Genomic DNA, 13,879 nt, shown 5'->3' with positions numbered 1-13,879 from the left:
GATGGCAGGACTTTCTATTCCAGCCTCCGCACCTTTTCCTCAATATCCTTTAAGGTCCCGCGGACGGTCCTCTCTCCCGGAAGAGTTCCGTTTTGAATGACTGCTGCAGGTGTTTCCCCCGGTTTTCCCTGATTTAACAGACCCTTTACAATGAGGGACAGATTTCCAAGTCCCATAAGAAAAACCAATGTGCCGGAAAGCCTGGCAAATTCATCAAAATCAGCCGGAAGGGTTCCTTCTCCTGAAAGAGTGTGTCCGGTCATGACATGAAAGCTTCTGCTGACTGCCCGGTGGGTCACCGGGATCCCGGCGCTTGCAAGGGCTGCCACTGCAGAGGTGACTCCTGAAATCACTTCATAAGGGATCCCAGCTTCAGAAAGGGCCATGATTTCCTCTCCTCCCCGCCCAAACACAAAGGGGTCACCGCCCTTTAGCCTCACCACGGAAAGGCCTTCCCCTGCCAGCTCCACCAGAAGCTGATTGATCTCCTCCTGCTTCATGGAATGATGTCCGGCCCGTTTCCCCACATGGATTTTCAGGCATTGGTCCGGTACCTCATCAAGAAGACGGGGAGAAAGAAGTGCATCATAAACCACTGCGTCACATATCCGCAGCCGTGACAACCCTTTTTCTGTAATAAGCCCCGGATCTCCGGGACCGGCCCCTACCAGATAGACAACTCCTGTTTCCTTCATAGCATCCTCCTTTTTACGCAAGGCCCTGGGCGGCCAGCTGCGCCAGCCTGTCAAGTTCTCCGGTTTCTCCCCACAGATGGATCCGTTTTATTTCTTCCCCTCTCCTGCTGATTCCAAGAATCTCCATTTTCCCTCCTTTAAACCGGGAATACACGCCAATGGGTTCATGGCAGCCTGCATTCAAAAGCCTTAAAATCTTCCGTTCCAAAGACAGGCACAGCCTGGCTTCCTCATCCTCAAGAGGTTTTACCACTGACTCAAGCCCGGAATCCAGCCGCCCTTCCACGGCAAGGATTCCCTGCCTCCGGCCGGAATAAAGGTCTCACAATCAAAACAATGGTAATGATACCGGCTGTCCTCCCAAAGTCCCAGACGCTTTAATCCTGCTGCTGCCAGAATAATGCCGTCATAAGAGCCTTCCATAAGCTTTGAAAGCCTGGTCTGTACATTTCCCCTTAAATTCTCACATCGCACCAAAGCCTCCGGCCACATGGTCTTTCCAATTTCCTCAATCTGGATCTTTCTTCTTAAGCTGGAGGTTCCGATTATGATTTCTCTTTTTGCGGAAAGGTCACTGGAAGCAGGCGTCACCAGAACATCCCTGGGATCTTCCCTCTCCAAAACTGCCACAATTCCCAGGCCCTCTTCTAAGTCCATGGGCAGATCCTTGGCACTGTGGACTGCGAAATCAATCTCGCCCCGCAAAAGGGCCTGCTCAAATTCCGTCACAAACACGCCTTTTCCTCCGAATTCCAGAAGCGGTTTATCAAGGATCCGGTCCCCTTCCGTCTGTTTCAGCACCAGTTCTGCCGACAGGCCGGTACCTGTTCTTACAAGGGCCTCAGCCATTATGTTTGCCTGGGCCACGGCCAAAGCGCTTCTTCTTGTTCCAATGTGAATGGTCTTACTTCTCATGCTCCGCCAGCTTCCTTTCTATCAGTCTTCTGCCTGTTCTCTGGTATAACCTCCCTGGCAGATTCCTTCCTCTGCCATAGTCCCGAAAATCGACCTTCTGACCGGAAGGGAATCCACCCTTTCCCTGACCATATCCCTGTATGAGCCAAGCTGCTCTGCCAGACTGCCAAGTCCCTTTGGAATGGCTTCCTTAAGCTTCTTTTTTTAAATACCGGGCAAGGGCCGGCGAGCTTCCTCCTGTGGAAATCCCTACCGTAATTTCCCCTTCCTTAATAAGAGCAGGGAAAATAAAGCTGCATTCCTCCTGCATATCCGCCACATTGACCGGAATCTTCCTCTCCCTGCACCAAATGGATATCATCCTGTTTACCCCTTCATCCGAGGTTCCTGCTATTACAAAATCCATATTTTCCAAATCAGATTCTTCAAATTTCCGGCACCTCCATGTGAGTTTTCCCCTGCTCTCCTTTATGAGCTGTTCCATCTCAGGAATCACCTGGGGAGCCACGATCACAATATCCGGGCCATAATCCATGAGCGTCAGGGCCTTGCGGCAGGCAACAGTTCCTCCGCCTGCGATCAGACACCTTTTTCCCTCAATATCAACAAAAAACGGGAAATAAGACACGGTCATCCCTCCTTAATCCAGTGTTCCAGGCCATCCAGGGTTTTAAGGACCACCTTTAAGTCTTCACTGGAAACATGATCCCTGATCTCATAAAGAAGGGTATCCAGACGTTTTCCCGCAAATGCTTCCTTTAGTTCAGCCATTCTCTTAATATATGGATGGAACACCACCTCCTTGATGGCTCCATCCAGCTCCTCTTCCATGATTGCGGCTGCCCGGTCCAGCTCCTTTAGTTTTATTTCTGTGTTATTTTTTTGAAAGGGTTTCAAAATAATCAATATTATAAAGGGTCAGCCCTTCCATTTCCCCGATCTCAGCGTCCATGTCCACAGGAACAGCCACATCCATGAACAGCCGTTTTTTTTCCCCGGGACTACCTGCTCAGACAGTTCTTCACAGGTCACGGTATAATGAGGTCCCGAAGTGGCGCTGATGACAATATCCATCTCATCCATGTACTGATACCGGTCCTTGTAATCTACGACCCTTACCCTGTCCCCTTTTGCCTCTATGGTAAGATGGGACTTATGGCTTCTGACCGTTCCTGTAACGCGGATGCCCTGCTTGCTTAAAATATTCTTTGTTATGGTATTCCCCATTTTACCGGTCATGCCGATCACCATTACATTCTTTTCCCCGCCCTCTTTTTCAAAGCGGAACACCTCATTGGCTACAAGGGTTGCAACGGAGAGAGGGGTTCTGGATAAATTCGTATCTGTCTTAATTCGTTTGGCGCAGGCAAACGCCCTTTGGAACAGCACATTCATTTCGTAATCCACTGCCCCCTGGTCCCTGGACATCTCATAGGCAGCCTTTGCCTGCCCTAAAATTTCATCTTCCCCCAGAACCATGGAATCAAACCCGCAGGCCACTTTAAACAAATGCCCGATGGCGCTTTCCCCACTGTAGATATTTAAATATTTCAGCAGTTCTTCCAGGCGGATCCCTTTAAAATCAGCTGCCTCCCGCTGAAGCTCGCTGATTGCATGCTTTGTTCCTGAAACATAAATCTCACTGCGGTTACAGGTGCAAAGCACAACCACGCCGGTCACCGCTTCCTTTCTCATCAGCCGTTCTATAAATTCTGTCTTCTCTTTTTCCTGGAAGGCGAATCGTTCCCGGATATTTACTGAAGCCTTTTTATGGCTTACACTCATACAATACATCATTTCCAGCCTTCTTATCGTTAGAATCAGTTCATAAAAACTCTTACCTATTCTAACATATATTGACAGAAAAGAGCAACCAGACATTCCAAGGCCCTTAGGGGCAAGCACCAAATGCCCCCTTCCAGGCAAACAAGTTTTATTATTTCACTTGTTTGTCTGAAAGGGGGCATATCAATCAAATGGCCTTATTTCTTATTCAAATGGGAACCGGTACTGGTTAAGTGCCAGTTCATCCCTGATCTTAATAAGTTCTTTCTGTACTGCATCATTGATCGGCACTCCGCTGTTTTTGCGCTCCTGCCATACCAGATACTCCTTTTCACCTGCCGTGTAAATGCGTTCTTCCCCTGGAGCTTTGACAGAACCGCGAAGATCCCGGAGAATATCGCCGCAGGTCTTTTTAAAGGATTCCAGGCCCATAAAGGCTTCCGTATCAATGGCAATGAAGAAATGACCAAGGTGGAAGGGTACCTTTTCTCCATTTTCGCCAATGCCGGTCAAGGCTCTTAAGAAATTTCCCTGCTGCAAAGCTGCGGAAAGAATTTCAACTACAGTGGCATAGCCGTATCCCTTGTAGCCTGCCAGTTCTTCACCGATTCCGCCTAAAGGTGCAAGAGCGGCTTTTCCCGTATTCAAATCAATGAGAATCTGATCTGAATCTGTCTGGGGCTTTCCGTCTCGTCCGATTACCATGCCAGAAGGAGTGGACTTGCCGATACGGGAATAGTATTCGATCCTTCCTCTTTGGGTAATGGAAGTAGCACAGTCAAGCACAAATGGGAATTCCTCATCCGTAGGCATACCAAAGGTAATAGGATTGGTTCCCAGCATATTTTCCACACCAAAGGTAGGAGCAATGGAAGGCCTTGCATTGGTTCCTGTAATTCCGATACAGCCTGCCTGGGAAGCCATGGTGGCATAGTAGCCTGCAATGCCGTAATGGGTTGAATTACGGGCAACTACCATTCCCATGCCATATTCTTTGGCTTTCTCAATGGCCATATTCATGGATTTTACACCGATTACCTGGCCCATGCCGTCATGGCCGTCAACAACTGCCGTAGTTCTTGTTTCCTTAACTACTTCAAAATTTGTTACCGGGCTCTGGATTCCCGCTTTGATACGGTCCAGATAAATGGGCTTAAAGCGGTTTACACCATGAGATTCAATGCCCCTCTTATCAGACTCCAGCAATACATCTGCACAGATTTTCGCATCCTCTTCCGGAATCCCATATCCCTTGAATGCATCCACTACAAAATCCGTAATTGTCTTCCAATCCACAATGTTTGTTTTGGTTCCCATAAAATATACCTCCTGTATTTTTTTTATAATTTATTTAAAAACATTGGTTCCCATTTAGCAGAAACCACTGCTTTTTCATCAAAAAGCCGTTACTCATCATTCCAATTACTCTCTTGACTTTAAATAAGCACTTTTTCCCTCTTCATAGAGATTATTTCCTTCGCAGTCAATAATGACTACAAGAGGCATTTCTTCTACATAAAGTCTGCACAAAGCCTCTGCTCCCAAATCCTCATAAGCGATGGGTTCCAGCTTTTTAATGCATTTGGCAAGCAGCGCTCCTGCTCCCCCAATGGCGCCAAAGTAAACACCGTCATACTTTTTATGGCTTCGATCACTTCCGGCTGCCTGGCTCCTTTTCCTATCATTCCCCTGGCTCCTACGGACATCATCGTGGGAGCATAGGCGTCCATCCGGCCGCTGGTGGTAGGTCCTGCAGAGCCGATCACCTGGCCCGGCTTTGCGGGAGTCGGCCCTACGTAATAAATCGTGGCATCCATAGGATCAAAGGGCAGCTTCTCTCCTTTTGCCAGAGTCTCACACATACGCTTATGCCCGGCATCCCTGGAAGTGTAGATATCACCGGTCAGATAAACCGTATCTCCTGCGTGAAGGGTTTTAGACAATTCTCTTGTCAAAGGCAGTGTAATATGCTTTATCATTTTTATCTCCAATCCGCCGCTGACGCATGCGGCACAAAAATGTAAGGAAATGCGGCGTGCGTCTTTCACCGCTTAAGCCTTTCATAGACATTAGACTATTTCCGTTTTATGGCGTGTCACATGACAGTTGATGTTGATGGCACAGGGCATGCCTGCGATATGGGTAGCATGGTCTCAATGTTTACCCCAATAGCAGTGGTCTTTCCGCCAAAGCCCTGGGGGCCGATTCCCAGAAGGTTGATTTTTTCCAGCATTTCCTTTTCCAGATCAGCATAGTAAGGATCCGGATGGGAGGAATCCAGTTCTCTCATCAAAGCCTTTTTCGCCAGAAGGGCTGCCTTGTCAAAGCTGCCTCCGATTCCTACGCCCACCACCACAGGAGGACATGGATTGGGACCTGCGGCGGATACGGTCTCCAGAATAAAATCCTTGATTCCCTGGATTCCTGCAGAAGGCTTGAACATGCGGATGGCACTCATATTCTCGCTTCCAAAGCCCTTGGGTCCTACGGTAATTTTCACCTTGTCTCCCGGAACGATTTCCGTATAGATCAGGGCCGGAGTGTTATCACCTGTATTTCCCCGCCTTACCGGGTCCTTTACCACGGATTTTCTTAAAAATCCCTTTTCGTAGCCTCTGCGCACGCCTTCATTAATGGCTTCGGTCAAGTCCCCGTCAATAAAGTGGACATCCTGGCCGATCTCCAGAAACACGCAGGCCATTCCCGTATCCTGACAGATGGGGACATCTTCCCTTTCTGCGATTTCGTAGTTCTCGATGATCTTGTCAAGAACTCCGCAGGCAATGTCCCAGTCCTCACAGGCGCGGCAGGTTTTGATCGCCTTCTTCACATCCTCCGGCAGGTACTGATTTGCATCAATACACAGCTTTTCTACTACGTCGATCAATGTTTTTACTGATATTTCTCTCATCTTTTCCTCCTTCTTGCCCATGTTTTTGGGCATATAGGTATCCCCGCAGGGGCTTCCTCCTTCTTGCCCATGTTTTTGGGCATATAGGTATCCCCGAAGGACTTACTCCTTATAGCTGTCCCGCTGTCCTGGCATACTTTGGCAAAAGCAGCGGGGAAATTTTATCCGTAACAATACCAGCCCTTTGGCACTCCTCTTCCATCTCTTTTATATGTGATAAAGTCAGCTTCCCTGTATGTACGTCTTTCACGCGCCCGGCCGCACATTTTCCGGCATTGCGGCCAAAAACAATAATATCCAGAAGAGAATTTCCCATAAGCCGGTTCCTTCCGTGGATCCCTCCCACTGCTTCTCCTGCCACAAACAAATTCTCTATGGTGCTCTGGCAGTCCGCTTCAATCTGGATTCCGCCGTTTTGATAGTGGAGGGTAGGATAGATCAAGATAGGGGTTTTTCTCATATCGATTTCATATTTCAAATACATACGCAGCATTCCAGGGAGACGCTTTTCCAGGGTCCCTTTCCCATGAATCAAGTCGATCATGGGAGTATCCAGCCAGATTCCCTTCCCAAGTGGAGTGACAACTCCTTTTCCACTTGCGCACTCCCTGATAATGGAGGCGGCAGACACATCCCTGGTCTCCAGTGGATGCATGAAAGCTTCCCCACAGGCGTTGACTAACATGGCGCCTAAGGAACGGACCTTTTCCGTGACCAAAGCCCCATAAATCTGCTCCGGAAAAGCAACTCCGGTGGGATGGTATTGAAGGGTATCCTGATAGAGAAGCTTTGCCCCTGCCCGGTAAGCTAACACCAGGCCGTCGGCTGTTGCCCCGTAGTGGTTGGAGGTGGGGAATCCCTGATAGTGGAGCCGTCCGGCACCCCCTGTGGCAAGAATAACAGTTTTTGCCCTGGCTGTCAAAAGTTCTCCTGTTTCCATATTCAAAAGGACTGCTCCCGCCGCCTTTTTATCCTCATCTAAAATGAGCTCCACGGCAGAGGTATAATCAGCCACGGAAATCGGAAGGTTTAATACTTCATCCCGGAGCACTCTCATGATTTCCGCACCCGTATAGTCGGCCGCCGCGTGCATACGCTTTCTGGAAGTGCCGCCTCCGTGAGTGGTGACCATGTTTCCGTCTCTGTCCTTATCAAACATCACTCCCAGCTCATTTAACCATTTAAGGGCCCCAGGAGCTTCCATGACCAGCTTTTTTAAGAGCTCTGGCCGGTTGGCAAAATGTCCCCCTCCCAAAGCATCTAAGTAGTGGATCTGGGGGAATCGTTTTCTTTGTCCGCAGCCTGGATTCCGCCTTCCGCCATCATGGTGTTGGCATCCCCCAGACGGAGCTTGGTGGCTATCAGTACCTTTGCTCCTGCGTTAGAAGCCTCAATGGCAGCCGCACAGCCTGCTCCCCCTCCTCCTATGATCAGAACATCTGTATCGTAATCCGGAGATGATAAATCCACGTCAGTGTCTCTGATCCGGCTCCTGGCCTGCAAAAGGACTCCCAGTTCTTTGGGCACTTTTTCTCCCTTATTGGGGCCTGCCTTTAGTATGGCAAACTCTTCCTCTTTATAATCCGGGTGATAGGCTTTCAGCAGTTTTTCCTTTTCCTCCGCCGTCATTCTCCGGGGCTCTGTCTCCATCCGTTCTTCCCTGGTGGCCTCGACCTTTTTTTACGGAATCCATCATCTTGGCTGTAAACATGTCTATTCCTCCTACTTTTCGATTTCTCTGGTATTATAAAGGTTTTTCAGTTCTTCCAGGGGTTTTGCCATGATCGCTTCAATGAGCTCCGTAAATCCCCGGCCTCTACCTCTCTTACCCGGTTGGTTAAGTGCCTTGATTCCGGAGCCAGATATTTTCCGGTGATCCGTCTGGCCAGAAGGCCTACCTGGGGATGGGAAATCCCGGCCGGACACCTGGAAGAACAGATCCCGCACATCACACAGTCAAAGGATTCTTCGGCACATTTCTCCAATTCCCCTCTCTGGGCATATGCAATGTACTGCATGGTATCGAGACCCTGGGGACAGCTTTTGGTACAGGCCCCACACCCGATGCACTTGTAGATTTCCGGATACAGCTCCATCATGACCTGTTCATTGACCGGAACCTTGCTTATGTCATAAACCTCCTTTACCAGAGGGAAAAATGGAAGGGTGGCCACATACATATTTTCCCGGACCTGGGTCTGGCAGGCCAGACAGGTCTTTAATTCCCTGTCTCCTTTGATACGGTAAATCGTGGCACAGGCTCCGCAGAAGCCGCACCTGCAGCCGCAGCCCCGCACAAGCTGGTATCCTGCATATTCCATTGCTCCCATTATTGTCAAATTGGACGGAACTGTATATTTTTTTACCGAACAGATAAACAGTAATCATATCATTCATTGGTCAACCTCCTAATATTCAGAGGGCAGGACGCCCAATTCATCATAACGGAACACAGTCCATCCTTGCAGACGTACTTAGAGCCTATGTTGCAGCGTCCGCATTTGCCCACTCCGCATTTCATCTTCAGTTCCATGGTCGTATAGACCTGTGTACTGGAAAATCCCATTTCTTCCAGTGCCTTCAGCACATATTTTATCATCACAGGCGGACCGCATACCAAAGCGGTTCTGTCGTTTGAAAACTTCAGTTCCCTGACATAATCAGGCACAAAGGCCACGTTCCCTTCCCAGCCTTCCTCAGCCCGGTCTATGGTCAGATGCACACGGATGCCCTGGACCTTTGACCAGTCTTTTCTCATTTCTTCTAGATCCACCAGATCCTCTGCCGAACGGGCCCCGTAAACAATGTCCACCAGTCCGTAATCCGTCCGGTTGTCAATGACGTAATTAATCACAGACCGCAGGGGCGCAATTCCGATCCCACCGGCGATAAAAAGCAGGTTCTTGCCTTTTAACTCCGTATCAACGGGAAAGTAATTGCCGTATGGACCCCGCAGGGCAATTTCCTGCCCCTTTTCCATCTGGTGGAGCCAGTCGGTAAGGCAGCCGCATTTTTTAATGGAAAACTCCATGTAATCCCTGTTGGTTGGTGAGGAAGTGATGGAAAACATGGCTTCCCCCACTCCTGGAATGGAAAGCATGGCACATTGCCCCGGCATATGGTCAAAGGGCTTTTTTCCCTCTAACCCGTTTACGCGAAAAGTTTTCACATCCGGCGTATCTCTTCTTACATCTGTAATCATACCGATTTCCGGAATCAATACATTGGTTCTGTCACTCATCGTTTCCTCCTTCGGCGCCTGTCTCTCCCAGGGCTTTTATTACCCTGGCAATATTTAAGGAAGACGGGCATTTACGCAGACACCTTCCACAGCCCACACAGGAATATATGCCGCCGTTATTTCCGGAAAATATACCAGCTTATGCATGAATCTCTGGCGGAACCGCTGCATCTGGTTGTTTCTGTTATTTCCATGGGCCATCTCGGTAAAGCCCGGATACATGCAGGAATCCCAGCAGCGGAATTTCCTGACTTCATGGCCTGCGTTGTAGTCGCATATATCATAGCACTGGCAGGTAGGGCATATAAACGTGCAGATTCCGCAGCCTAAGCAGGTGTCAGATAAGGATTCCCATTGTTCCGACTCAAACAAATCCATGGAAGAATCCGGATGCTCAAACCGTTCCAGACTCAAATCCTTTAGGGGCAGGGCATCCAGCTTTTTACGGATCTCTGCTTTCTGCTCTTCAACCTTTTTACGGTCTCCCTCCTCAAACAATTCTGTAACTAATTCCGTCAATGCATCTCCCTTTTCCGTCAGGCTTTTCCAGTACAGTTCTCCGTCTGCGATCCAGACGGACACATCTCCTCCCGGCCAGGCAGGATCAATGCCGAAGCTTTGACAAAAACAGGTGTTTTCAGGATTCTTACAGGCTAACGTGACCACATACCCGTTCCTTCTTTTGGACTCATAGCAGGAATCGCAGGGTGTGCTTAAGAACACCCGGTCCAGGAGTTCAAAGCTTCTCCTGTCACAGGCCCTTACACCAAAATAAACAGCGCTCTTTTCCTCTGCCTCTTCGGGCACAATGGAAAGGCTCCCCTCTTCTCTCCGGGCGCGGTACAAAGTCTCCGACTGGGGAAAGAAAAAGGACTTGGGTGCCTGATCTGTCAAAAGAGTGTCAAAACATAAGGTATCCCCCTTTTTCCATGGAAAGAAGGAGACACTGCCCGCCTTTTCCATGGGGGCAAATATCTGGTGCTCCTTTGATAGTTCCAAAAAAAAGTTCATCAAGACGTTCCAATGGCATTTTCAGCATCAAGACACACCACCTTTCCCATATATGGCCGAAATATCCGGATCAGATTCCTTAAAATCCATTAACGGAGACTTAGAGTCAGGACTTTCTCCTGCCTGATAGGTTCCGTACCGTTCATTGATCTCCTCAATCATTTTCCGGTTCAGCAGATAAAGAGGAATGTTCTGGGGACAGACCCGGCTGCACTCTCCGCAGTCCGTACACCTTCCCGCTACATGGAAGGCTCTGATGATATGAAACAGATTTTCCTCAAAGGCATCGGAATTAGCCTTTGCCTCTACTCCGGAATCCTGGTTATCAAACACACATTTGATGCAGCTGCAGGCAGGACATATGTTGCGGCAGGCATTGCAGCGGATACATTTGGAAAGCTGTCCCCGCCAAAAAGCAAAGCGTTCTTCTGCAGTCATCTGGTTCAATTTCTCCTCTTCTTCCGAGGGGACCGGCTCCGGAACGGACAGATCCGATTCTATGATCTGGTCAAATGCTTTAAAATCATTGCCCTTACAGGATTGGCATTTGAAAAGAAGGCCCTTTTCATCCCTCATTCCGCCGCAGGGAACCCCAAGAATATAAACCTTTTCCCGTTTTACCCTATTTTCTGATAAGAGCTGGTTAAATCCATATGTATCGCAGGGCTTTAAAAGGACCAGTACCTTTCCTTCTTTTCCCATTTCTTTTATAAGGAATTTGCTTAAATTTCCCCCGCAGTGCTCATTGTAAACCAGACGGGAGATGCTTTCCCGGTTCCGGAACAGCAGGTGCCGCCTCGTAGTCAAAGAGTCCTTTTTCCCATGCCAGAATCCGGTTTATCTCTCCTTCATTCCAGAGCTTTTTACACGTTTCTTTTATGGTCTCTTCTATGGCATGCATCGTAAATCCCTCAACTTTCTGTTTGGTCCCAGTTCTTTTATTGACTGGGTGAAAGCATTCATGGTCGCAGAAAACTTGGCGCCCTCTGCTGCGGAAATCCATTCCACCATGGTTCTTTCCCTTTCGATTCCAAGGTAGTCCAACATGCCGAATAAAAGGGTCATCCTTCTTCTGGCATAGTAATTGCCTGTGGAATAATGGCAGTCTCCCGGATGGCAGCCGGCTAAGATCACGCCATCCGCCCCCCGCTCAAAGGCCCTTAACAGGAATAAGGGATTCACCCTGCAGGAACATGGGACCCGGATAATCTTTACTTCTGCCGGATAGGAAGAGCGGCTTGACCCCGCCAGATCGGCCCCTGCATAGCTGCACCAGTTGCAGCAAAATGCCAGGATGAGAGGCTTAAACTCCTTGTTGCTGTTATCTTCTATCTGCATATCGCATCTACCTCCGCCATAATCTGTTTTACGGTAAATCCTTTTAAGTCCATGGCACCCGATGGACAAGCCACCGTACAGGCTCCGCAGCCCTGGCACACCGCCTCGTTTACCTTAGCAAGCCTCCGCATTTCCCTGACTCCATGATCCAAAACTTCTCTCTCTTCGTAATCAATGGCTCCGTATGGACAGACTTTGGAACAGCCCCCGCAACCGCTGCACAAACGTTCCTTTGCCTGGGCTACTTGAGGGTTATTAAGAAGCTTCTCCCTGCATAAAAGTCCGATGACCTTGGCTGCGGCCGCTCCTGCCTGAGCCACAGTTTCCGGAATGTCCTTGGGCCCCTGACAGGTTCCTGATAAGAATACTCCGGCAGTGGGACTTTCCACTGGCCTCAGTTTGGGATGGGCCTCCGTAAAAAAGTCGTTGGTATCCATGCTGGCAGTGAGCATGGTAGCCAGATTTCTGGCTGATTTATCAGGCTCTATGGCTGTTGCCAGTACTACCATATCGGTATGTAACAAAAGCTGCTGTCCATTCAGTAAGTCGGAGGCCTGAACCAAGAGGCTTCCATCCTTTTGCTCCATTACCTTTCCCACCATTCCCTTCCGGTAATCAACGCCGTAATCTTCCACTGCCCTGCGGTAAAATTCGTCGAAATTCTTTCCCGGTGTGCGTACGTCAATGTAAAATACATGAACATTGATGTCCGGATATTTGTCACGGATCATCATGGCGTGTTTGGCCGTGTACATACAGCAGATTTTGGAGCAGTAGCTCTTTTCCCTGCAGGACTCCCCACGGGAACCGACGCACTGGATAAATACCATATCTTTTGGGTGTTCCCGGTTTGAAGGCTTTACCAGTTCTCCCTTTGTTGGGCCGGCGGCATTCATCAGACGTTCCAGTTCTAAGGAAGTGATGACGTCAGGACTTTTGGAATACTGGAATTCATCAAACCGTTCCAGGGATATGGGTTTAAACCCTGTGGCAGCCACAATGGCTCCGTAGTTCCTGGTGATGATCTCATCCTCCTGGTCAAAGTCAATGGCACCCACGCCGCAGGTCTTCTGGCACAGACCGCATTTTCCGGTCTTAAAATGTATACAGGCTTCCCTGTCAATGATCGGTATGTTGGGAATTGCCTGGGCAAATGGGATATAAATGGCTGTCCGGTTATCCAGCCTTTCGTTAAATTCGTTTCCCGTTTTCCTGGAAGGACATTTCTCCGTACACGCTCCGCAGCCCGTACACTTCTCTTCCAGTATGCTTCTGGCTTTTTTTCCGGATGTCTACGGTAAAATTCCCTACAAAGCCTTTTACCTTCTCTACTTCACTATAGGTAAACAAACGGATCTTCTCATGGGCTGCTGCATCCACCATCTTAGGCGTAAGGATACAGGCCGCACAGTCCAAAGTGGGAAAGGTCTTATCAAGCTGAGCCATTTTTCCGCCTATGGTAGGTGATTTCTCTACAATGTCAACTTCAAATCCTGCATCTGCAATATCAAGGGCAGTCTGGATCCCCGCAATTCCCCCTCCGATCACCAGGGCCCTCTTTGTCACAGGGGTTTCTCCCGCTGTCAGCGGTTCGTTCAAATGAACCTTGGCGATTGCGGCCTTTGCTAAGAGAATTGCTTTTTTTCGTTCCTTCTTCTTTATTTTTATGGATCCAGGAGCACTGCTCCCTGATATTGGCAATTTCCACCATGTAGGGATTCAGTCCCGCAGCCTGTGCAGCTTTGCGGAACGTGGCTCATGCATGCGCGGGGAGCAGGAGCATACTACGATTCCGGTCAGCCCCTTTTCCTTAATAGCGTTTTGAATCATAAGCTGGCCGGCTTCTGAGCACATATATGCATAATCAGATGCAAAAACAACGCCTGGTTCTTCCTTTGCAGCTCTTACGACCTCACTTACATCCACAGTCGCTGCAATGTTGCTTCCGCACCAACAGACAAAAACTCCTATTTTCTGCAAATT

At 49.0% G+C, this 13,879-nt stretch carries 14 protein-coding genes and 3 pseudogenes; all 17 read right to left on the bottom strand.

Annotation, left to right across the window (positions count from 1 at the left end; genetic code table 11):
• Positions 1-14 precede the first annotated feature (14 nt).
• Entirely contained in the window at positions 15-695 is a 681-nt protein-coding gene (cobA, locus tag JCM10519_RS29480; protein ID WP_347844051.1) for a uroporphyrinogen-III C-methyltransferase, read from the bottom strand.
• A gap of 13 nt (positions 696-708) precedes the next feature.
• A complete protein-coding gene (locus tag JCM10519_RS29475) occupies positions 709-981 on the bottom strand; it encodes a hypothetical protein (protein ID WP_347844050.1) in 273 nt (90 codons plus the stop codon).
• Positions 942-1,610 carry a hydroxymethylbilane synthase gene (gene hemC, locus JCM10519_RS12525; protein WP_347844049.1) on the bottom strand — a complete coding sequence of 223 codons (669 nt, stop codon included), beginning with the start codon at positions 1,608-1,610 and terminating at the stop codon, positions 942-944. Before hemC ends, JCM10519_RS29475 begins: the two co-directional genes overlap by 40 nt.
• Before the next feature lie 190 nt (positions 1,611-1,800).
• Positions 1,801-2,238 carry a bifunctional precorrin-2 dehydrogenase/sirohydrochlorin ferrochelatase gene (locus JCM10519_RS12520; protein WP_347844048.1) on the bottom strand — a complete coding sequence of 146 codons (438 nt, stop codon included), beginning with the start codon at positions 2,236-2,238 and terminating at the stop codon, positions 1,801-1,803.
• Between the two features lie 2 nt (positions 2,239-2,240).
• Positions 2,241-2,516, bottom strand: a complete 276-nt coding sequence (locus tag JCM10519_RS12515) for a hypothetical protein (protein WP_054739547.1) — start codon at positions 2,514-2,516, stop codon at positions 2,241-2,243.
• Positions 2,517-2,528: 12 nt separating this feature from the next.
• On the bottom strand, positions 2,529-3,407 hold the full coding sequence (locus JCM10519_RS12510) for a hypothetical protein (protein WP_347844047.1): 879 nt from the start codon (positions 3,405-3,407) through the stop codon (positions 2,529-2,531).
• 192 nt (positions 3,408-3,599) lie between these two features.
• Positions 3,600-4,712 carry an Ldh family oxidoreductase gene (locus JCM10519_RS12505; protein WP_054739543.1) on the bottom strand — a complete coding sequence of 371 codons (1,113 nt, stop codon included), beginning with the start codon at positions 4,710-4,712 and terminating at the stop codon, positions 3,600-3,602.
• A gap of 105 nt (positions 4,713-4,817) precedes the next feature.
• Positions 4,818-5,374: pseudogene (locus JCM10519_RS12500) on the bottom strand (Fe-S-containing hydro-lyase).
• Positions 5,375-5,464: 90 nt separating this feature from the next.
• A pseudogene (locus tag JCM10519_RS12495) lies at positions 5,465-6,306 on the bottom strand (fumarate hydratase).
• Positions 6,307-6,415: 109 nt separating this feature from the next.
• Entirely contained in the window at positions 6,416-7,561 is a 1,146-nt protein-coding gene (locus tag JCM10519_RS12490; RefSeq protein WP_347844046.1) for an FAD-binding protein, read from the bottom strand.
• Positions 7,562-7,566: 5 nt separating this feature from the next.
• Entirely contained in the window at positions 7,567-7,956 is a 390-nt protein-coding gene (locus JCM10519_RS29470) for an FAD-binding protein (protein WP_347844045.1), read from the bottom strand.
• Positions 7,957-8,063: 107 nt separating this feature from the next.
• Positions 8,064-8,627, bottom strand: coding sequence for a 4Fe-4S dicluster domain-containing protein (locus tag JCM10519_RS12485; RefSeq protein ID WP_347844044.1), 564 nt, complete (start codon positions 8,625-8,627; stop codon positions 8,064-8,066).
• Between the two features lie 68 nt (positions 8,628-8,695).
• Complete coding sequence (locus tag JCM10519_RS12480) at positions 8,696-9,547, bottom strand: FAD/NAD(P)-binding protein (RefSeq protein ID WP_347844043.1); 852 nt, start codon at positions 9,545-9,547, stop codon at positions 8,696-8,698.
• Between the two features lie 54 nt (positions 9,548-9,601).
• Positions 9,602-10,558 carry a 4Fe-4S dicluster domain-containing protein gene (locus JCM10519_RS12475; RefSeq protein WP_347844042.1) on the bottom strand — a complete coding sequence of 319 codons (957 nt, stop codon included), beginning with the start codon at positions 10,556-10,558 and terminating at the stop codon, positions 9,602-9,604.
• Positions 10,559-10,585: 27 nt separating this feature from the next.
• Entirely contained in the window at positions 10,586-11,365 is a 780-nt protein-coding gene (locus JCM10519_RS12470) for a 4Fe-4S dicluster domain-containing protein (protein WP_347844041.1), read from the bottom strand.
• A gap of 81 nt (positions 11,366-11,446) precedes the next feature.
• Positions 11,447-11,896, bottom strand: a complete 450-nt coding sequence (locus JCM10519_RS12465) for a hydrogenase iron-sulfur subunit (RefSeq protein WP_054739539.1) — start codon at positions 11,894-11,896, stop codon at positions 11,447-11,449.
• Positions 11,887-13,876 (bottom strand): annotated as a pseudogene (locus tag JCM10519_RS12460) (CoB--CoM heterodisulfide reductase iron-sulfur subunit A family protein). Before JCM10519_RS12460 ends, JCM10519_RS12465 begins: the two are co-directional and overlap by 10 nt.
• Positions 13,877-13,879: the final 3 nt, after the last annotated feature.

Source organism: Clostridium sp. NkU-1 (genome assembly GCA_001312405.1).
The sequence above is the reverse complement of the archived record's forward strand: the minus strand, read 5'-3'. Positions and strand labels throughout refer to the sequence as shown.